Here is a 20,106-nt window from a genome sequence, read left to right as displayed (position 1 = left end):
TATACAAAAAGCCTTGCCTTGATTAACGGAGTTTATTATCAGTGGTATTACAAGTACAAACAAGCACCTACGAAACTAAAACCCAAGAAATTGCTAAACAACTTCTCGCAGCAACGCAGGAAAATCGTTCGTTTTTTTCTTCCCTGCGGGATCAAATGCGCTGGGATGATAAATTACTAGCTTGGGCGATGAGTAATCCTGGCTTGCGGGTGCAACTATTTCGCTTTATAGATACACTACCTGCTTTACACAGTAAATCAGAAATTGCCTCACATTTACAAGAATATCTCGGCGATGAATCTGTAGAATTACCAGCAGCTTTGAAGGGGATGCTTAACTTTGCTAATCCCGACTCTGTACCAGGACAAGTTGCTGCTACAACTGTTGGTACAGCGGTTGAGACTCTCGCCCATAAATATATTTCTGGGGAAAATATTAAACAAGTCATCAAAACAGTTGAACGACTGCGAAAAGAGAAAATGGCTTTCACCATCGACTTACTTGGTGAAGCCGTAATTACAGAAGCGGAAGCGCAGTCTTATCTAGAACGCTATCTAGAATTAATGCAACAATTGGTGGAAGCATCAAAGAATTGGTCAGCTATCCCGGCTATTGATGAGGCTGATGGCGAAGCAATCCCAAAAGTTCAGGTTTCTGTGAAATTAACGGCGTTTTATTCCCAATTTGACCCATTAGATGCTAAAGGTAGTGAGGAGCGAGTTAGCGATCGCATCCGTACTCTCTTACGTCGTGCTAAAGAGTTGGGCGCAGCTGTGCATTTTGATATGGAACAGTATGCGTATAAGGATATAACTCTCAGCATCCTGAAAAAACTGTTACTAGAAGAAGAGTTTCGGCAACGTACAGATATTGGCATCACAATTCAAGCATATCTGCGTGATAGTGAGCAAGATGTCAAAGACGTAATTTCTTGGTTGAAACAGCGCGGTTATCCCCTAACAATCCGTTTGGTCAAAGGCGCATACTGGGATCAAGAAACCATCAAAGCAGCCCAAAAGCATTGGAAACAGCCAGTTTACAACGATAAAGCGGCAACTGATGCGAACTTTGAAACCATCACTCAGCTATTGTTAGAAAATCATCAATATGTCTATTCTGCCATTGGTAGCCATAACGTGCGATCGCACTCTCGCGCCATTGCCATTGCTGAAAGCTTAAATGTCCCTCGCCGTCGCTTTGAATTACAAGTTCTGTACGGTATGGGTGATAAAGTTGCCAAGGCGTTGGTTGACAGGGGTTATCGGGTAAGAGTTTACTGTCCCTACGGTGAATTATTACCTGGGATGGCGTATTTAATTCGGCGGTTGTTGGAAAATACCGCTAACAGTTCTTTTTTACGGCAAAATCTCGAAAATCGACCAATTGAAGAGTTATTAGCGCCGCCAATTGTCAAAGAAGAAAAAAACTCTTTAACTCCTAACTCTCATTTCCTCGGTGCGGCTGATACCGATTACGCTGAAGAAGAGGTGAGAACAAAGACGGCGCAAGCTTTCCAAAACGTTCGTCAACAGCTGGGTAAAACTTATTTACCTCTAATTAATGGCGAGTATGTCAACACGCCAGAATTTGTTGATTCTCTCAATCCTTCTAAGTTCAGTGAAGTAATTGGTAAAGTTGGGTTGATTAGCGTTGAACAGGCCCAACAGGCGATGCAAGCTGCGAAAGCGGCGTTTCCTGGGTGGAAGAAAACACCAGCCAAACAACGCGCTGATATTTTGCGGAAAGCGGGAGATTTGCTGGAACTCCGCCGCGCCGAATTTTCAGCTTGGATAGTGTTGGAAGTTGGGAAACCAGTTAAGGAAGCTGATGGAGAGGTTTCGGAAGCGATAGACTTCTGTCGATACTACGCTGATGAGATAGAACGTTTAGACGAAGGTGTGAATTACGACATACCTGGTGAAACCAATCGTTATATTTATCAACCACGGGGAATTGCTGTAGTGATTTCTCCTTGGAATTTCCCGCTAGCGATCGCTTGTGGAATGACTGTTGCAGCTTTGGTTTCCGGCAATTGCACTCTCCTCAAACCTGCGGAAACATCTTCTGTAATTGCAGCGAAATTTACAGAAATCTTGGTAGACGCTGGGTTTCCTAAAGGTGTATTTCAATACGTACCTGGCAAGGGTTCCCAAGTTGGGGCTTATTTGGTAAATCATCCAGATACTCATGTGATTGCTTTTACTGGTTCCCAAGAAGTAGGCTGTAGAATTTACGCAGAGGCAGCAACGCTGAAACCCGGACAAAAGCACATGAAGCGGGTGATTGCGGAAATGGGTGGCAAGAATGCCATTATTGTCGATGAAAGTGCTGATTTAGACCAGGCTGTTGTCGGGGTAGTGCAATCGGCATTTGGTTACAGTGGACAAAAATGTTCTGCTGCTTCCAGGGTGATTGTACTGCAACCAATTTATGATGCCTTTGTGCAGCGATTGGTGGAAGCGACGAAATCCTTAAATATTGGGGAAGCAGAGTTACCGAGTACCCAAGTTGGGCCAGTAATTGATGCTAATGCGCGCGATCGCATCCGCGAGTATATTGAGAAGGGTAAGGCAGAAGCACAACTAGCATTGGAATTACCATCACCCGAACAAGGATATTTTATCGGGCCAGTCATCTTTAGTGAAGTATCGCCAAATGCGGTAATTTCCCAGCAAGAAATTTTTGGCCCGGTGCTGGCGGTAATTCGGGTGAAAGATTTCCAGGAAGCGCTAACAGTCGCCAACGGTACAAACTTCGCCTTGACTGGCGGACTTTATTCTCGAACACCTTCGCACATTCAGCAGGCGCAGGAAGAGTTTGAAGTCGGTAATTTGTACATCAACCGTAATATTACCGGAGCGATCGTTGGACGGCAACCCTTTGGTGGATTCAAACTTTCTGGAGTAGGTTCTAAAGCAGGCGGTCCTGATTACCTCCTGCAATTTTTGGAACCACGCGCAGTTACAGAAAATATTCAGCGCCAAGGTTTTGCACCAATTGAAGGTGCAGAGTGAACGATAAAAGTAGGTAGTAGTCTGTCAAATTCCCTGTAGAGACGGCGATTTATCGCATCTCTCTAACCGTCAAAATGAATTTGACAGACTAGTAGGGCGTATGTCCTATCTATTTATAGGAATGAAAATGAATGTAGAGACGTTACATATAACGTCTCTACATAGCTTTCAGATAATTGATCATTAATTTCACCAGATGTCTATTGTATATATGAACCCCACAGATACAGATAATAATGAGTAATTTAGTTATAAAAGTTGCTGAATTTCCTCAAGATTTTCCGGCAATTCAAGCAATTAGAAAATCAGTTTTTCAAGAAGAACAAGGTGTAGATCCCGCTTTAGAATTTGATGGTAAAGATGAAATATCTACTCATCTAATTGCTTATTTAAATGGTGAAGTTGTGGGTACTACCAGAATCAGATATTTGGATGAAAAAACTGCCAAAATAGAAAGGCTTGCTGTTTTATCGATAGCTAGAGGGCAGGGTATTGGTAAAAAAATTATGGAAAATGCCCTACAAGTGATAGCTAAAAAAAATATTCCAGAAGTAATGGTTCATGCTCAAGAATATATAAAAGATTTATACAAAAAATTGGATTTTATCGAAGAAGGAGAAATATTTGAAGAAGCCAGTATTCTCCATATCAAAATGAGGAAAATTTTCTCAGATTCTAAGTGACAATGTATTGTATTTTTTTAAAAAATCTTTAAATTGTGTAGGTTGATTTGAGGAACGAAACCCAATATTTATAGGGCTTTGTTGGGTTGCTTTACAATTTTTCACAAAGCCAAGTGTATTGCCTTATAAAGGAGAGGGAAGCGAGAGAAAGGATGAAGTTTTGCATTTTATTTAATCCACGTTCCTATTCGGTCATGAAAAAATGTATTTTTATAACCAAGATAAAATTTGCTCACTCATCTCCCAGATGCGCTGAATTTGGTAGAAACAGAGTGAACTGACTACCCTTTCCTAGAGTTGATGTCACAGTAACATCTCCACCATGCAAACGTGCTAATTTGCGTGTTAATGCTAAACCTAAACCAGTGCCTTCATACTGCCGATTTAACCGACTATCAAGTTGTTTAAACGGTTCAAATAAAAATTGAAACTGACTTGAGTCTATACCAATTCCCGTATCTGAAATTGTAAACGTTATCCCTTGCGGTACTTTTTTGACTAGCAGTGATACAAGACCTGCTGGGGTGAATTTAATGGCATTTGTGAGCAGGTTGAGTAGCATTTGCTTGATACGCCGCTCATCAGCAATGCAAATATCGTCTTCTAGGTCAATTTTACAGGTAAGTTGCAATCCCTTTTCTAAGGCGCGATCGCGCACTGTCCAAATGGCATAATTACATAAATCGGACACTGGCAAAGGTGATAAGAACAGTTCCTCTTTACCTGCTTCTACCTTAGATAAATCGAGAATATCGTTAATCAGTTCTAGCAGATGTTCGCCACTACTATATATGGAATTTACATATTCGTTCTGCTTTTCATTCAGAGAGCCAACTATTTCTTGTTGTAGCAACTGCGACAAACCCATAATCGTATTCAGAGGCGTCCGCAACTCATGGCTCATGGTTGCTAAAAATTCACTTTTTGCCCGATTAGCGGCTTCTGCTGCTTCTTGAGAGGCACGTAGTTTCAACTCAGTTTGCTTACGTTTAGTAATATCCTCAATCATCGCTAAAAAAAACTCAGGTTCACCATTGCTGCCTGGTATAACAGAAACAGAGATATGAGTCCAAACTAAGTTACCATTTTGATGCAAGCAGCGTCTTTCCATCTCAATGCGATGTCTTTGGACAAGCTGTTCCTGATGTTTCGAGGCTTGAAAGCCGTCTCTCGAACTTCTCTTTAAATCTGTGCGAATTCCTGACATCAGTTGTTTGTAAAGTTTTAAATCCCCCCTTTCTGTGGAAATGTAATCGATAAAGGTCTTGCCGTATAGCTCTTCTCGGCTGTACCCTAAAATCTCACACAATGCTACATTAGCATCGACTATCTGCGCTTTCATGTCTATAAGTCCAATGCCGATAGAGGAACGCTCAAAAATCGCCCTAAATTGCGCCTCACTTTGTCGCAGCGCTTCTTGTACGACATTTCGCTCGCTTGCTTCTATCGCCAGTGTCACAAAATCTGCAATCGAGCCGGCAAAAGTCTCTTCTTCCAAAGTCCATTGGCGACCCTTCCCTATGTGTTCATGACACACTACGCCTATCAAACGACCCTCTAGCCAAATTGGTGCATCTAGTAGCGATGTAATGCCCATAACTGAAAGATAAGACTTAGATAATTCTTGAGTTCTGATATCGTTTATGGCATCATCTGCGGCTATGGTACGTTCCTCTTCTAAAGCCTGGAAATAAACTGGATAATTTATTTTTAAAAGCGAGTTACCAGAGGTATGCTGCTTAGTCCTCACATCATACAAATCAATACACTCGATTTTGGAACGTTCTTCATTATACAACCATACGCCAACTCGCTCGACTAAGAGCGTCCCAGCAGTAGTTTCTGTGATTTCTCTCAACACGGCATTGAGATTACCTTGCTGAAATGTCTTGCTTCTTGCCAGTTGTACCAGCGTTTGGCTTTGTTTTCGCCGACTATGCTCTTTAATTTTTAAAGCCTCTTGGGTCTGGTTGTACTCTGTAATATCTCTAGCTGACACCACTTGCATTAGTTGCCCTCAAGAAGAAATAATGTTGCCTTGCAGTTCTACGCAAAAAGTAAAACTATCTTTGTATAACTACAACTACTTGATATGGTTTTTCATAACCGGAAAGTATAATTTTTCTAATCAAATTTTATGATTCTGGCTAACGAGTTCTAAGCTAGATTTACCTGATTACTTCTGTTACTTCATACCAGTAATTTTTGCTAGGGGATAATTAGCATTGCAACGATTTTAAGTATCAAGTAATTCTACTATCAAGTAATTCCACTATCCAATGAAGATACTGTTAATTAGTATAATGTTTTGAACTTAGTTTTGAGGGCTGGAACTGGAAAAATCTTTCTTAATTTTTAATATTTGATACTTAATTCTTAATATTTAATCTCTCATCTTCAGTCTCCAGTCTCCAATATCCAGTTAAAGTTATTGCTTAGTGCTGACTACTAAAACACCCTTGATTCTCCTAGAGAAAGATACCTAATGACTCAAATTTTGTCAAAATCAGGGTAACGGCATCTTTTATGGAGGTGGAGCGATGACGGATAATGATGTAAGAATTGTTTCCCTGATTCCCGGTGGAACGGAGATTTTAGCGACACTAGGGTTGGTTAATGGTATTGTGGGGCGATCGCACGAATGCGATTACCCTCCAGAAATCCACAATCTTCCCATTTGTACCCAAGCACGTTTAAACTCCAATGCCTCCAGCAGCCAGATTAACGATGAAGTGAACAAATTATTGCAATCTGCTCTTAGTATCTATGAAATCAAAACAGATGTTTTAGAGCAGTTGCAGCCTACCCACATTCTCACTCAAGACCAGTGCGATGTTTGTGCTGTCAGCTTACACGAAGTTGAAAAGGCAGTTGCCACACTCGTTGACAGTAAACCTCAGATTATTTCTTTACAACCCAATATTCTCCAGGATGTTTGGACTGATATTGAACGAGTCGGCAACATCTTTGGCGTAGACTCGGTAAAAGTCTTAGAAAATTTAGAAGCCCGCGTCAAAATTTGTCACCACAAAATCCAAGGACTTTCTTTACATGAACTGCCTACTGTGGTATGCATCGAGTGGATTGATCCTTTGATGGTCGCTGCGAATTGGATTCCTGAATTAGTTAACTTAGCAGGAGGACAGTCTCTATTTTGCGCTACAGGTCAGCCTTCTGCTGTCTTGTCGTGGGAAACTCTATTAACAACGAATCCAGATGTAATTGTTTTTATGCCTTGTGGCTTTGATTTAAATCGCACTCGCCAAGAAGCCCAGTTGTTAACTCAACGTCCAGAGTGGGGAAAACTACACGCGACTGAAACTGGTAGGGTCTACATCACTGATGGCAATTCTTACTTCAATCGCCCAGGGCCACGACTGGTAGATTCTCTAGAAATTTTGGCAGAAATTTTGCATCCAGAAATTTTTCAATACGGCTACAAAGGAACTGGCTGGGAAACTTTGTGAGGAAGAATTCAGGAGTCAGGAGTCAGGAGTCAGAATTCAGAATTCAGTATGAATTCAAGTCTTGGAGAATTCCAATCCTCCATAAAGAGTAATTCTGATTCCAATACAGTTCAGAATGAGCAACAAAACAATTGTAGAGACAGCGATTTATCGCGTCTCGAATACCCACAATTGCTGCTAGTCGCCCTTAACCCAAGCGTATTGATTCTGATTCCTGGATTCTGAATTCTGAATTCTTCTTTATGGTATTTGTTTAGAATCTACCGATGGTTCATTGTTAAATAACAACAAGCGTGCAGCAAGAATGGCAAATCCGACAGCCGCGATCGCTTTTAGGACACGTGTAGGTAGTAATTCGGCTACTGCACCCCCTGCTAACGATCCCAACAAGCTTGTCAACAGCAATGCGCCTGCTGCACCGAAAAATACTGCACGTGGAGAATTAGAACGTCCTGAAAGTGCGATCGCCGCTAGCTGACTTTTGTCACCCAATTCTGATAAAAAAACTGTAATAAAGCTCAGTCCTAAAAGATGCCAATCCATATAATTAATGGGGAATGGGGAGTTTTTCTAATGACCAATGACCAATGACCAATGACAAATGACAAATAACTAATGACCAACCAATACATCCCAAAACAGCATTAGGGAAATTACCAGCAACATCACACCTGCTGATTTTTCTACAGTTTTTGGGCTGAGTCGGGTGGCTATCCAACTACCTAAAAGTACGCCTAATAAGCTGGTAGTTATCAGCGCCGCCGCCGAACCGATAAATACCACCCACGGCGAATGAGATTCTGCACTCATTAACAGAGTGGATAGTTGAGTTTTATCTCCAATTTCTGCTAGAAAAATAGTGACAAAAGTCGTACCAAAAACTACCAACACTGATTGCTGCTTTTGAGGACTATCGGCAACTACAGGATCAACTGATGAAGCGATCGCAGGAGTTAAGTTAAAATTATTGCTGTCTTTTAGTTCTAGCTCAACCTCAGACTGAGTTATGCCAGAAATGCCCAAAGGTGCAGAGTCAAGTTTCACAGGTAGTAGTTTTGGTTGCTAGGGTGCTTTCATATTTCTATCATAATCTCAGATTGTTGTAATAAATTGCAACTTCACAGATAGAGACAAAAAATTATCGGGTGTCTTTACTTTCTTGCATACTACTTACAGCCCAACAGCTTGATTAAAGCGTAGTATTTCCAGACTGCGATCGCCGTATACTCCTTCTATTTGCTGGCGACAGCAGTCAATAGCAAAATCGTTGACTTCTTCTGGTTCAACCCCGTACATATCTTGAAACACTTCTGATTCCACACGACAGAACCGAGGACGACTTGAATAGATGCGACATTCTCGCGTGGTATGGTCGAAATTAACGCACCATCCCCCTTCGCCTACCATGCTGAGGTAGAGTTCTAGTTCTGGTGGTGAGAGATACTCTTCTAAGTCTGGACGATCTGCTGGATCGAGATTACAGCAGGCTCCACATTGCTTTACGCATTGCCAAGTTGACATTTTGGATTGGGATTGGGGATTGGGGATTAGGGATTAGGGACTGGGGATTGGGGATTAGAGACAAGGAGAGAATAACTTATAAGCTGTTCTACATTTAAATTGCATAAGCTGGGCGGGCAAGATGCCCACCCCACAAGAGTTATATTTAATTCGATTATGCAAATTAGATGTTTTTTAGCTTACCTAATTCCCAATGCCCCATGCTTAATCCCCTATTTTACGTTTTTATGTCTTTTCTTATAATTTTGTTAAGTAAATTAAATCTAACAACCCATAGCCAGATATGATCAATTGCGGGTTTTGTAATTTAAGTTATTGAATTTTTTAAGGCAATTGAAAGGAGAAAGGAAAAATGTTTGATGCTGTGTCTGACTTGTTTAACGCTTTTACCAGTATCAATTGGGAAGTTATCTTCCAATTGTTGTCCGTGGCGCTAATTGTGATTGCTGGCCCAGCAGTGATCTTTGTGCTGGCATTTCGCAACGGCAACCTATAAGAGTGCTGAGTGCTGACTGAGAGTTAAAAGTGAAGAGTTAGGAGTGAGGAATTAAATTTTATTCTCAACTCATAACTTAATAACTCATAAATCAGCACTCGCAGTGTCAGAGTCACAAGTAAGAAGTTAATTAAGAACTGCTAATTTATAACTATTAACTTCTAACTCCTAACTCTTAGCTGATAACGCCTGAAGGGCAGCTTGGATAATATTGTCATAGTGTGGTTGAGAGATATCAACTTCTTTAGCATTTTGACGATTAGTTCCTATCAAACCAATTATACGTCCTGGCTGCATAGCTAAAACTTTACCTTCAGAATTTTTAATTCTTAATTCTGCTTCAATACCGTTTTTATAAAAACCACAAGTATACTGTCGCTGGTTATATTCAAAGTTGGTGCTTGACTGAATAGGTGGCGAAGCAAAAAATTGTTGAAGCTGAATTGGCAACCTGACACCGATTAACTCTAACTCAATGGTGGTGTTACCGTTAAAGTAATTTTCTCGCAGTTTGTAAGCAACATCCACTCGCGATGGTAAACGGAAATAGTCGCCCCAACGCCAAGCGATCGCTTTAATTTTATACTCCTGATTATCAATAGTTTGGGCAATTGTCAGTTTAATGTGACCCTTACCGACGATTTTTTGCTCAACCACTTGAACATTAGGTGTCCAGAAAACTGGATCGGGGTTGTCCATACCGCAGGGATGTAGAGCATTAAGCTGTTGATAAAGCTGCTGATTGAGATGATTGAGGTTGACTTCGGCATCAATTTTGAGCAGAGGCTTGAGATGCTGGGGTTCAAGACACTGGTTAGCAAACTTAATCAAACGCGATCGCACCATCTGTAAATTCTCTGCTGGTAGAGAGAATCCTCCGGCTGCTTTGTGTCCACCAAATTTGCCTAGTAAATCGTGACAATATTCCAAAGCTTCAAACACATGAAACTCTGGAATTGAGCGTGCTGAACCGCGTATATGTCCCTCATCCTCATAAGTACCAATGAACACGGGAACGCCGTAGCGTTCTACCAAGCGGGAGGCGACAATCCCAATAACGCCATGATGCCAATTGGGTTGAACAACAATTAATACACGATCTTTTTGTAGAGATTCAACAAATTCTGTTTCTACATAAGCGATCGCTTCTTGTTCAATTTGCTGACACATCTCCTGGCGAGAGGCGTTGACTTGTTCGCACTGCATTGCTCTTTCTAGCGCCACCCCCATATCATCTGTAGTCAGCAATTCAATCACAGTCTGAGGATTACCAATCCGACCAATAGCATTAATTCGTGGCCCCAAACGGAAACCGATATCTTCAGGCTTGAGCGATTTTGGATTTTGGATTTTGGATTTTGGACTTGAAATTTTCTCCCCTGCTCCCCTGTTCCCCTGCTCCCCTGCTTCCCCTGCTCTCTCCTCTCCTCTCGCTTGCACTCCACCTACCTGAATCAACGCCTGTATCCCAGCTAAGTTGGATTTGGGTAAATGCTGTAAACCACGTTTCACCCAACGGCGATTTACGCCAGTTAAGGGGGCTAAATCTGCGATCGTTCCCAGTGTAAACAGGGCTAGCATCGGCTGAATTAAGCCCTTAGTCTGCCCTAGCTGTTGCGCTAGAGATACTGCTAAAATGTAAGCAACGCCAACACCAGCAACACCCCGATAAGGTGAGGATTCAGCTATTAGTTTGGGGTTGAGGATAGCGTTAGCTGGCGGTAATTTTTGGGGGATATCATGATGATCGGTGATAATCACTGCAAGACCAAGTTCTCTAGCTCTAGCAACCGGTTCAAACGCAGAGATGCCATTATCTACAGTGAGAATTAGCCCTACACCTTCACTGTGAAATTCTTCAACTATGCGTTTATTAATACCGTAACCTTCGTGCATCCGGCTGGGAATAGCATAATCTACTTGTGCGCCTAAAGTGCGGAGACTACGCAAAAGTAGAGCAGTGCTAGTCATTCCATCAGCATCGTAATCACCACAGATTGCAATTTTGGTTTGAGAAGCGATCGCATTTTCCAACAACTCCAAACTAATCGCCAAATCTGGGAAATCTTCTAATGGCGAAGGCAAAACTAAAGATTCTGGCTCCAAAAATGCTTGTACCTGTTCTGGTGTTTCCATACCCCGATTGATCAACAACTGGCTAATAATCGGTGAAAGATTTGTCAAAGCTGCCAGATTTTGGGCGAATTCTGGTTTTTGCGGATAAATTTGCCAGCGCTGATCGGGTAAGCGTCGGTGAGGCTTTGAAAGTTCAGATACAGGTCGGTCTAGCACAATAAAAGTTAGAAGTTTTCAGTTATGAGTGTTGAATTGAAAGTTGTTTCTTAACTCATAACTAATAACACTATTTGCTACCTATAACACGTTTATCCTACCATCATCCATAATATATAACGAGCGATCGCCAGGAGAGCGCCAGGTTGGACGGAGTTCTAGCCGCAATGTCCCAAAGTTAGGTTTGGAGACTATTGCTTGTAGTGATAAACCCTTTTCACTCCAAAATATCAGAGATGTATTTGGCTCAGTACCCTCTATTTGTTCTAGATTTAATTTCTGCCCTGGACTCAAGGATATTGCATCAGTCCCGGAGGGTTTTTGAATTTTTATCAGGTTAGGTGTGCTATTTACAACTTCAACTCGGACGTGTTGCCCCGGTGTAAACTGAATTGGGTGCGACCCACACTTAGAAGCACAAGTTCCAGCTAAAGTATTGCTGGGATTATTGATTGATGCAACTATAATGCTAGCTGCAACTAAAGCAAATGACAAAGGCTTAAACATAATACACAGTATAAGTACTAAACTGAAATATTACTGCAATTAAGTACTGTCAAGCCTCAGTATATTTTCCCGAATTACTATTGGTAATTCCCAGTTATTAAATTACGAATTATTTGTTATAAACATCTCCTCTCGCACCAATAGCGTAAATTTCGATGTCTCTGGAATCAATATCGATTGTAAAAATAATTCTGTTTTTACCTATACGTAGTCTGTAAAATCCCTCTCAATCACCTTTCATCTTTTTGATATCTAGTTCTGTAAACGGGATAATACCTTGGTCTTCGACAGTAATAACAATTTGCTTTATTTTGTCTCGAAGATTTTCGACATCTTCGGGATTGGCTTTGTCTAAAAATTTAATCGCTTTTTTGCGAAATTTTATTGCCATATTTTACCCAATCTGTCATATCAATTACTTCATCCTCAACATCATCTGAAGGTACACCAAACTCGGCTTCAAGTTCGCGTTGCTCATCATCACTTATGTAAGGAATGAGAATTTGGCAGAGGCGAAGTCTTTCTTCTTGCAGAACTTCACGCATAGTTTCTTTAATCAAAGCTTTTAATTCTTGAATTTCCACTGTACGCTTTTTATTTATGGTTATATATATATTACCTAGTCTCAGCTTGTGCAGGGGTAATTTGTGTGAAAATAGCAAGCTGCAAAAGTTCGGGAAGTGTTTCCCAAAGAATAGCTCCTTTGCAAGCATTTATATAGTTGTATGGGAGCCTATTTATAAAGTAAATATTAAGTAGAGTGTGTTACGGCTGTGTAGGAATTTGAGGGTTTGAGAAAATCTAATTTAGCCGTAACGCACCTGGGAATATAATGCGTTATGCAGTGCTTTAACGCACTATATAATTTAGGGAAAGGTTTTGATAATAGTTGCTCACAACTGAACTTGGCTTTTACCTTTCCCCTTATGCTGTGATGCCTCTCTTTAACCGAAGCGTCCGCTGATATAATCCTCAGCTTCTTTAGTTTGAGGAGAACTGAATATTTGCGCTGTCGGATTAAACTCGACTAATTTGCCACGACGTTTGCCATACTCGTCAATTTCTGTATTGAAGAAAGCCGTGAAATCTGCGACTCTCGAAGCTTGCTGCATATTGTGTGTCACCATAATGATGGTGTATTGCTCCTTGAGTTGTAAACAGAGTTCTTCTACTTGGCGGCTAGAAATTGGGTCGAGAGCAGAACATGGTTCATCCATCAATAATACATCTGGCTTCATGGCGATCGCACGAGCAATGCAAAGTCGTTGCTGTTGTCCGCCAGATAATGCAGTTCCCTTCTCTTTGAGTTTGTCTTTGACTTCATCCCAGATAGCAGCGCGTCTGAGAGAATCTTCCACCAATTCATCAACGTTACCTTTGTAACCATTAGCACGGGGGCCAAAGGAAATATTTTCGTAGATTGACTTGGGGAAAGGATTCGGTCTTTGAAAAACCATTCCGACTTGGCGTCGTAATTTTACAGAATTTATCTTAGGATCGTAAATGTTGCGATCGCGATAATTTAGTCTACCCTCAACCTTAGCTCCAGGGATTAAATCATTCATCCGATTGAAGCAACGCAATAAGGTACTTTTACCACATCCTGAAGGCCCGATAAAAGCAATAATTTGTTTATCAGGAATCTTTAGATAAACATCTAAAAGTGCTAGAAATCCTCCATAGAAGACCTTCACACCTTCAACATTGAAAACGCTATTACCTTGTTCAATTGTGGCACTATCTGATTGACTTCTACTATTGCTATAAGTCATTTGGTTGAACTCCTAATATCTGTGAATGTATCTAATTAGATATTTAATTACCTAATTTATTGAGAAGCGTTGGCGAATATAAATTGCTACACCATTTAGAACTAAAATCAAGAGTAACAACGCAATAATTGTGGCTGCTGCTGCACTAGCAAAACCCGGTTCAGGACGAGTGATGTAACTGTAAATTTGAATGGGTAATGCCATAAATCTCTGAAATAAACCAGGGTTAAAGGTGAGAAAACCCACAGCACCCACAACAATCAAAGAGGCTGCATCACCTATAGCGCGGGATACAGAGATAATCACCCCCGTCAGAATACCGGGAACAGCATAAGGTATGACATGATTGCTGATAGTTCGCCATTTTGTGACACCTAATCCGTAAGAAGCATTTCTCAGGGAATCTGGGACAGCCCGAATTGCTTCTCTAGCTGTCACAATAATTACTGGTAAAGACAACAAGGATAAAGTCAATGCACCGGAAATCAAAGCGGGGCCAAACCCAAGCAGATAATTGAAAACCCCTAAACCCAGCAATCCGTACACAATAGAAGGTACACCCGCCAGATTACTGATATTTATCTCAATAATCGCTGTCCACCAAGCTTTAGGTGCATACTCTTCTAGATATAAAGCTGCCCCGACACCAATAGGGACAGTAACGAAAATCACAACCAATCCTAAAAGAATACTGCTGATAATTGCAGGGCGGATACCACCTTGGTCAGCAAAACGAGAAGGAGTTTCCGTGAGAAAGCCGGGTGACAAAAATCTACCTAATCCGTCTTTAAAAATATCAAAAAGTAGCAAAGCTAGGATAAATAAACCAATCAGCAATCCTAACAAAAAAAGCACTTCAAATACTTTTCCTAATGTCTCTCTACTTTCAACATTATCGGTAAATTCTGCCGCAGAATCTAGAGAATCATCTTGTTGATAACTTGTAGCCATATTTATTTAGTCGTATTTTTCTTTAAAGCGATTAGCAATCCAGAAACTAACAATATTCAAAGCAAGAGTAAGTAGAAACAGAACAGCGCCTACAGCATATAATGTCTTAAAATTAAGACTACCACGCGGACTATCTCCACCAGAAATTTGTGCCATGTAGGCTGTCATTGTTTCTACTGATTCCGCAAAGTTGATAGTTAGTCTTGGTTGCTGTCCGGCGGCGATGAGGACAGTCATTGTTTCACCCACAGCTCGAGAAATACCCAAAATAATCGAGGCGATGATTCCAGAAAGTGCGGCTGGTAGAACTACTTTAAAAATAGTTTCCAGTTTAGTGATACCTAAAGCATAAGATCCTTCTCGCAAAGAACGTGGAACTGCTCGGATGGCATCTAAGCTAATAGAACCAACGGTAGGAGTAATCATTACCCCCATCATTAATCCCGCACTCAAAGCGTTGAATATTTCCAGAGGGATAACATTTCGCAGTAATGGTGTTAGGAACAACAGTGCAAAGTAACCATATACTACTGTAGGTACTCCCGCCAAAAGTTCCACTGCCGGACGTAAAATAGCTGCTACTTTGGGTTGAGCATACTCACTTAAATAAATCGCAGAAGATAAACCTAGAGGGATAGCAACCGCCATTGCAATAGCTGTAGTTAAAAAAGTGCCATTAATTAAGGGCCAAATGCCAAAATGTTTCTCTGCAAATAGAGGTGTCCATTTATTATCAAGAAAGAATTGGGCAAAGGAGACTTCTTGGAAAAAACCAAATGTCTCCTGAAAGATAATTAGGACAATCCCAAAAGTCGTCAAAACCGAAACTAAAGCACAGGCAAATAAAATTACCCCGACAATCTTTTCAGATATATCTTCAGATGGATTTTTATCCAGTGATTCTCTGGATTGTAGATAAAGACCATCTTGAGAATTGGTATTTTGCATAAACAATTAACTTCTCACTAAAATTAAACTACTATGCCTGAGACTTTATTCAAATAAAGTTTGTAATTGGTTCACCTGGTTTTGCTTTTTTAAACTTTGTCCCAGTTTCACCAGTAGCAAATTTTTGTTTGACTTTGAGGTAAGCTTCATCAGGTAATGCTACATAACCAACACTATCTACCCACTTCCAAGAATTTTCTAGATAAAAATCTACAAATTCTTTGACTGCTGGCTTAGTATCTAAAGATTTTTTGCTGACATAAATGAAGAGAGGACGAGACAAAGGTGTATAGATATTTTTGATTACATTATCCACCGGAACTGGTTTTTCACACTTTCCAGTAAGACTTTCTACAGCAACTAGATTTAGTTTCTCTTGATTTTGAATGTAGTAAGATATCCCAACATAACCCAAGGCTGTTGCATCACCTGAAACTCCTTGTACGAGAAGGTTTTGATTCTGAGTAGCAGTGTAGTCTGTACGGCCATTCTTGGCTTTGCCAGTCACAGCTTGAGTCATATAATCGAATGTTCCCGTATCAGAAGATGGAGCATATAGCTTCAGCTTTTCGTTAGGAAACTTGGGATTAACTTGATTCCATGCCAATATTTTGCCGTCTGATTTGCCGCCCCAAATCTTGCCTAGTTCCTTAATAGTTAGACATTTGGCAAAGTTATTTTTACGGTTGGCAATCACGGCGATGCCATCTAAAGCTACAGGCAACTCTACAAAGTTAATATTCTTACTTTGACATTTTTTTATTTCTTCATCTCTAATGGTGCGAGAAGCACCAGCTATATCAATATCACCATTACAAAATTTACTGAAACCACCACCAGTGCCACTTGAGGCAACGCTTACTTTAGCTTCAGGTTTAACTTTACCGTATTCTTCTGCAACTGCTAAAGAAATCGGAAAACCTACAGCTGCACCGTCAATGCTTACCTGACTTTTCTTTTCCTCATTACTGCTACAAGCAGTGATACTGCTGGCAATAATCATTAAAAATGTCAGGAATAAACTATCCTTGAATCTGCTACGAAAGCTCATAAAATTATCAATTTTAAAATGAGTGCGAATTGATTATGCTTGGCTATCTGCAATTAGAGAATGCTACATGAAAAAATAAATATCATGCTTTATTTGCAGCTTGAATTTTATCAAATATTGCCCCATCTCCAAAAAACTTTTTCTGAATAATATCCCAGCCACCTAAATCTTGAGATGTGAATAAAGTTTGAATTGGCGGATGTTGTGATGCTACTTCTTGGCTAACGGTGGGGTTAACAGGACGATATTGTAATTTTGCGAATTCCTGTTGGGCTTCTGTGGAGTAAAGAAAATCAACAAAGGCTTGTGCAACTTCTTTTGTACTGTGTTTCTCAACGTTTTTATCAACTACCGCTACAGGATTATCAATAGAAATATTGACTTGGGGTACAACATAAGGCAACTTTGTCCCATTTTTACCCGCCAAAATCACCTCATTTTCGTAGTTGATTAAGACATCTCCCTCAGCTTTTTGGAAGAATAAATCGCTAGCCTCACGGGCATCTTTCGTTAGAGTCGGGGTATTCTTATAAACTTTGCTGACATAATCTAAGGCCGTCGCTTCGTCGCCTCCCGTTAGACTCACCGAACCCCAAAAAGCTAAGAATTCCCAGATAGCAATACCAGAAGTTTTTGGGTTAGCGGCAATCACTTTTACGCCATCTTTTGCCAAGTCTGCCCAAGTATTGATACCTTTTGGATTGCCTTCGCGGGTGACGATCGCAGCAACCGATTTGCTAACAATACCATTTCTGGGAGCTTTGGTTTCCCAACCTGATTTAATCAAACCTGCTTGCTGAATTTTGCTGACATCGAGGGGGAGTGCCAAGTGTACTATGTCTGCTTCTTGCGAACCGTCAATCACAGCAGCTGCTTGAGCGCCAGAACCACCATAACTTTGCTCAAATGTGACATTTTGGTTGTGTTCTTTCTTCCACTTTTCGATAAATTTGGGAATTATCTGGTCATGTGCAGCTTTGGTGACAGAGAATGAAACGAGTTTTAACTTAACATCATTTTTGCTAGCTGAACTGCTTCCAGAACAGGAAGCTACTGCTATGCTCAAAAAAATACTTATTAAAAACAGACTTACAAAGCTTTGGATACTGCGGCCATTCAACCAACTTCTAACTGCATGTTGATACGATAGTTGTATAGTCCGCAAAGCTTTCATGGCATAAGCCTGCATTCCCTCACTCAGGAATTTACTTAACTGTGTCGATTGTTGCGACTTGCTCATTAGAATCACCCCTAAATCTACGGTATTTCTACATGGATACCGTGATTATGAGAATTATAGGGTATATAGAATAATATTTATCATCTGGATTAAATTTTTTTGATTAATTTAGAAATTTATAATCAAAAGTAGCAAATAAATTTGATTTACCAAGGCATTTCAAAAAACGGGTTTTTCTACTGGAAAGTAAAAAAAACCGGCTATATACATAATATTTGCTAAAGATATGTAGTTTTTAATACAAAATAGTAGTGGGAACTCGACTTTTTTTAGCCTGTAAAGCTGTTTGTAAAACAAAGTAGCTGCATAATAGCATCTTAAGTATGATATCTAGCGATCGCTCCTGTTGTGAGAATATATAATCAGGCGATACAGATAAGCAAGAATTTGTGCAAGTCCTTGTTCGACTGAAAACGAAGCTCTTTTAGATTCAATAATCATCACCCATAATTGCTCTTTTAAAACTAAGGTATCTATTCTACCTTTGATAATTACATCTTCATCTGGCACAGCAATATCTATAGATTCTTCTGATTTTACGTAAAAAGGTCGTCAGATAAAAATCCCCAATAAAAAGTAATGGGTCTACAGCTGCTATTCTAACTACATCTTCTAGTAAAGGTGGGTAATTAATAAGATTAAAATAACCCGTTTTTACCTTATCTAAGAGTTGTTTTTCTAAATCATTGATTTCTGGTAAATCTTCTTGCTATTCGTGAAAAAATGAGTCATCTAAAACTAACTGAATACCAAAGTTATCGATTAAATAGCGTAAGTCAATGTCCTTGGCTTGGATTGTTTGCGTCATAAGTTTGGGAGAGTGGAGTATAGCAAATTAATTGGCTTTATCCTACTCATTAGTTGCTGCTTCCAGCCAAACTTCCACATCATCTGCTAGCAACTTCTGCGCTGCATTCATCATTGATGTTGCAATGTCCTTGAGGTCTTCGCGGTTGTTCAAGTAAGTTTTTAACGCTTCCATTGGGTCGATGCTGCTACTTGCGCTCAATTCAGGAATCCGAGGCCTAGCTAATTGACTGACTAATTCTGCTTGAATGGTGTAGGTATGAGCGGGACTTAAAGCAGTATGTAGAGAGGAACTGTCAATTAAATCCATCTGTTCAGAGCGAAGTTTGTAAATTAGCCGCACTACAGCATCTTCAATATTATATTTAGCGATCGCTTTCATTAACACCGCTTGTGGATCATCTGCTTTCGAGATATCTATCTCAATGGTTTGGAAAGTCCGAACTGTTAAGGGACAAAATTCCCACTCAGCCCTCCCCCGCTCCAGTTCCAGCATTACATAGCCTTTGTCTTCCTTTTCTTCGCTAAAATCTACCCGTTCAATACTCCCTGGATAAATCACCGGCGGGTTGTTGGATTTATTCAGATTTTGATGACGATGGACGTGTCCTAACGCTACATAATCAAAACAAGGTCGCGTCAGCAAAGATAGGGGTAGAGTAAAGCCTTTACCAACTGCCAAAAAGCGCTCTGCGCCCAAGGTTGCATTGTCAGCCATCAAGTGAGCCAAAAGGATAGTAGGCACATTGGGGTCAAGACGGCGAACTTCCCCTTCTAAAACAACTCGCAGACGTTCTGTTAACAGTTGGTTGACTTCCGCCAAAGACAAACCTTCAGTTTCTTGGCGAGTCATCAGAGTCGAACGAGTCAGCCAAGGCAGGGTGATTACTTGCACTTTGCCATTACGGGTTTCGATGCAGTGAGTAGTTAATGTATCACCAACAACAAATCCTGGCACTCCCAAAGTGCGGTAAATATTTAAACTCGCCCCTCCCTGTCCTTGAGAATGTTGGTCGTGGTTGCCTACCAACAGCACTGTCGGAATATTGGCATCCATCAGACGGCGAAACTGGCTGGCAAAAGCTTGTTGTACATAAGGCGGTGGTGTCGCATCTGGGAAAGCATCGCCACCAAATATCACCATATCAACTGCATCTGTCAGCGCTCGGTCAATACATATAGACAAAGTATTGACAAAATCCTCCAACCGTGTGTTCAATCCCGTTGCGGGATTAATTCGTCCGTGGGAGAAGCCGCTTCCCATGTGGATATCGGAGAGATGGAGGATTTTAATCATATTTGTCCTTTGTTCTTAGTCATTTGTCCTTTGTTTAATACTAATGACAAATGACCGATG

General features: G+C 40.6%; 19 protein-coding genes. 4 read left to right on the top strand and 15 right to left on the bottom strand.

Translation table 11 applies throughout. The features are described 5' to 3' along the window. Window positions 1-41: 41 nt before the first annotated feature. Entirely contained in the window at window positions 42-3,014 is a 2,973-nt protein-coding gene (gene pruA, locus V7L31_RS25055; RefSeq protein WP_334698775.1) for an L-glutamate gamma-semialdehyde dehydrogenase, read from the top strand. 236 nt (window positions 3,015-3,250) lie between these two features. Next, window positions 3,251-3,697 (top strand): GNAT family N-acetyltransferase, encoded by a 447-nt coding sequence (locus V7L31_RS25050; RefSeq protein WP_334698774.1) that lies wholly within the window; start codon window positions 3,251-3,253, stop codon window positions 3,695-3,697. A gap of 232 nt (window positions 3,698-3,929) precedes the next feature. On the opposite strand, the gene V7L31_RS25045 is transcribed toward V7L31_RS25050, so the two are convergent. Beyond that, the gene (locus tag V7L31_RS25045) at window positions 3,930-5,705 is read right to left on the bottom strand and encodes a sensor histidine kinase (RefSeq protein WP_334698773.1); all 1,776 of its coding nucleotides are present in this window, start codon (window positions 5,703-5,705) and stop codon (window positions 3,930-3,932) included. A gap of 532 nt (window positions 5,706-6,237) precedes the next feature. On the opposite strand from V7L31_RS25045, the gene V7L31_RS25040 reads away from it, so the two are divergent. Further along, a complete protein-coding gene (locus V7L31_RS25040; protein ID WP_334698772.1) occupies window positions 6,238-7,164 on the top strand; it encodes a cobalamin-binding protein in 927 nt (308 codons plus the stop codon). Between the two features lie 240 nt (window positions 7,165-7,404). Here V7L31_RS25040 and V7L31_RS25035 read toward each other — a convergent pair whose 3' ends face one another. The 3 genes from V7L31_RS25035 to V7L31_RS25025 form a co-directional block, all read right to left on the bottom strand. Continuing rightward, window positions 7,405-7,707 (bottom strand): TMEM165/GDT1 family protein, encoded by a 303-nt coding sequence (locus tag V7L31_RS25035; protein WP_334698771.1) that lies wholly within the window; start codon window positions 7,705-7,707, stop codon window positions 7,405-7,407. A 69-nt stretch (window positions 7,708-7,776) separates the two neighbouring features. Then, window positions 7,777-8,208: a TMEM165/GDT1 family protein gene (locus V7L31_RS25030; RefSeq protein ID WP_334698770.1), complete on the bottom strand. Its 432-nt coding sequence runs from the start codon at window positions 8,206-8,208 to the stop codon at window positions 7,777-7,779. 126 nt (window positions 8,209-8,334) lie between these two features. After that, complete coding sequence (locus V7L31_RS25025; protein ID WP_334698769.1) at window positions 8,335-8,685, bottom strand: YkgJ family cysteine cluster protein; 351 nt, start codon at window positions 8,683-8,685, stop codon at window positions 8,335-8,337. A 352-nt stretch (window positions 8,686-9,037) separates the two neighbouring features. On the opposite strand from V7L31_RS25025, the gene psb30 reads away from it, so the two are divergent. Next, entirely contained in the window at window positions 9,038-9,181 is a 144-nt protein-coding gene (gene psb30 / locus V7L31_RS25020) for a photosystem II reaction center protein Ycf12/Psb30 (RefSeq protein WP_069068686.1), read from the top strand. A gap of 168 nt (window positions 9,182-9,349) precedes the next feature. Here psb30 and V7L31_RS25015 read toward each other — a convergent pair whose 3' ends face one another. From V7L31_RS25015 to V7L31_RS24965, 11 genes are all read right to left on the bottom strand, one after another. Continuing rightward, the gene (locus tag V7L31_RS25015) at window positions 9,350-11,473 is read right to left on the bottom strand and encodes a single-stranded-DNA-specific exonuclease RecJ (protein WP_334698768.1); all 2,124 of its coding nucleotides are present in this window, start codon (window positions 11,471-11,473) and stop codon (window positions 9,350-9,352) included. Between the two features lie 81 nt (window positions 11,474-11,554). After that, complete coding sequence (locus V7L31_RS25010; protein WP_334698767.1) at window positions 11,555-11,980, bottom strand: hypothetical protein; 426 nt, start codon at window positions 11,978-11,980, stop codon at window positions 11,555-11,557. A 226-nt stretch (window positions 11,981-12,206) separates the two neighbouring features. Continuing rightward, window positions 12,207-12,371 carry a type II toxin-antitoxin system RelE/ParE family toxin gene (locus tag V7L31_RS25005; RefSeq protein WP_334698766.1) on the bottom strand — a complete coding sequence of 55 codons (165 nt, stop codon included), beginning with the start codon at window positions 12,369-12,371 and terminating at the stop codon, window positions 12,207-12,209. Then, a complete protein-coding gene (locus V7L31_RS25000) occupies window positions 12,340-12,564 on the bottom strand; it encodes a hypothetical protein (protein WP_334698765.1) in 225 nt (74 codons plus the stop codon). The genes V7L31_RS25005 and V7L31_RS25000 overlap by 32 nt, the downstream gene beginning before the upstream one ends. A gap of 360 nt (window positions 12,565-12,924) precedes the next feature. Next, window positions 12,925-13,752: a phosphate ABC transporter ATP-binding protein PstB gene (gene pstB, locus V7L31_RS24995; RefSeq protein WP_334698764.1), complete on the bottom strand. Its 828-nt coding sequence runs from the start codon at window positions 13,750-13,752 to the stop codon at window positions 12,925-12,927. 51 nt (window positions 13,753-13,803) lie between these two features. Further along, entirely contained in the window at window positions 13,804-14,703 is a 900-nt protein-coding gene (gene pstA / locus V7L31_RS24990; RefSeq protein WP_334698763.1) for a phosphate ABC transporter permease PstA, read from the bottom strand. 6 nt (window positions 14,704-14,709) lie between these two features. Then, on the bottom strand, window positions 14,710-15,651 hold the full coding sequence (pstC, locus tag V7L31_RS24985) for a phosphate ABC transporter permease subunit PstC (protein WP_334698762.1): 942 nt from the start codon (window positions 15,649-15,651) through the stop codon (window positions 14,710-14,712). Between the two features lie 49 nt (window positions 15,652-15,700). After that, window positions 15,701-16,702: a PstS family phosphate ABC transporter substrate-binding protein gene (locus V7L31_RS24980; protein ID WP_334698761.1), complete on the bottom strand. Its 1,002-nt coding sequence runs from the start codon at window positions 16,700-16,702 to the stop codon at window positions 15,701-15,703. 82 nt (window positions 16,703-16,784) lie between these two features. After that, window positions 16,785-17,942, bottom strand: a complete 1,158-nt coding sequence (locus V7L31_RS24975) for a sulfate ABC transporter substrate-binding protein (protein WP_334698760.1) — start codon at window positions 17,940-17,942, stop codon at window positions 16,785-16,787. Window positions 17,943-18,272: 330 nt separating this feature from the next. Beyond that, window positions 18,273-18,452 carry a hypothetical protein gene (locus V7L31_RS24970; RefSeq protein ID WP_334698759.1) on the bottom strand — a complete coding sequence of 60 codons (180 nt, stop codon included), beginning with the start codon at window positions 18,450-18,452 and terminating at the stop codon, window positions 18,273-18,275. A 340-nt stretch (window positions 18,453-18,792) separates the two neighbouring features. Then, the gene (locus V7L31_RS24965) at window positions 18,793-20,046 is read right to left on the bottom strand and encodes an exonuclease SbcCD subunit D (RefSeq protein WP_334698758.1); all 1,254 of its coding nucleotides are present in this window, start codon (window positions 20,044-20,046) and stop codon (window positions 18,793-18,795) included. Window positions 20,047-20,106: the final 60 nt, after the last annotated feature.

It is taken from the genome of Nostoc sp. (genome assembly GCF_036916655.1).
Lineage (GTDB): Bacteria > Cyanobacteriota > Cyanobacteriia > Cyanobacteriales > Nostocaceae > Nostoc.
The sequence above is the reverse complement of the archived record's forward strand: the minus strand, read 5'-3'. Positions and strand labels throughout refer to the sequence as shown.

Bases quoted from the DNA above. Each gene is read 5' to 3' on its own strand.
- psb30 (WP_069068686.1), top strand. From the start codon at position 9,038: ATGTTTGATGCTGTGTCTGACTTGTTTAACGCTTTTACCAGTATCAAT.
- V7L31_RS25040 (WP_334698772.1), top strand. From the start codon at position 6,238: ATGACGGATAATGATGTAAGAATTGTTTCCCTGATTCCCGGTGGAACG.
- V7L31_RS25025 (WP_334698769.1), bottom strand. From the start codon at position 8,685: ATGTCAACTTGGCAATGCGTAAAGCAATGTGGAGCCTGCTGTAATCTC.
- V7L31_RS25050 (WP_334698774.1), top strand. From the start codon at position 3,251: ATGAGTAATTTAGTTATAAAAGTTGCTGAATTTCCTCAAGATTTTCCG.
- V7L31_RS24980 (WP_334698761.1), bottom strand. From the start codon at position 16,702: ATGAGCTTTCGTAGCAGATTCAAGGATAGTTTATTCCTGACATTTTTA.
- V7L31_RS25035 (WP_334698771.1), bottom strand. From the start codon at position 7,707: ATGGATTGGCATCTTTTAGGACTGAGCTTTATTACAGTTTTTTTATCA.
- V7L31_RS24975 (WP_334698760.1), bottom strand. From the start codon at position 17,942: ATGAGCAAGTCGCAACAATCGACACAGTTAAGTAAATTCCTGAGTGAG.
- V7L31_RS24965 (WP_334698758.1), bottom strand. From the start codon at position 20,046: ATGATTAAAATCCTCCATCTCTCCGATATCCACATGGGAAGCGGCTTC.
- pstC (WP_334698762.1), bottom strand. From the start codon at position 15,651: ATGCAAAATACCAATTCTCAAGATGGTCTTTATCTACAATCCAGAGAA.
- V7L31_RS25045 (WP_334698773.1), bottom strand. From the start codon at position 5,705: ATGCAAGTGGTGTCAGCTAGAGATATTACAGAGTACAACCAGACCCAA.
- V7L31_RS25005 (WP_334698766.1), bottom strand. From the start codon at position 12,371: ATGGCAATAAAATTTCGCAAAAAAGCGATTAAATTTTTAGACAAAGCC.
- pstB (WP_334698764.1), bottom strand. From the start codon at position 13,752: ATGACTTATAGCAATAGTAGAAGTCAATCAGATAGTGCCACAATTGAA.
- V7L31_RS25010 (WP_334698767.1), bottom strand. From the start codon at position 11,980: ATGTTTAAGCCTTTGTCATTTGCTTTAGTTGCAGCTAGCATTATAGTT.
- pstA (WP_334698763.1), bottom strand. From the start codon at position 14,703: ATGGCTACAAGTTATCAACAAGATGATTCTCTAGATTCTGCGGCAGAA.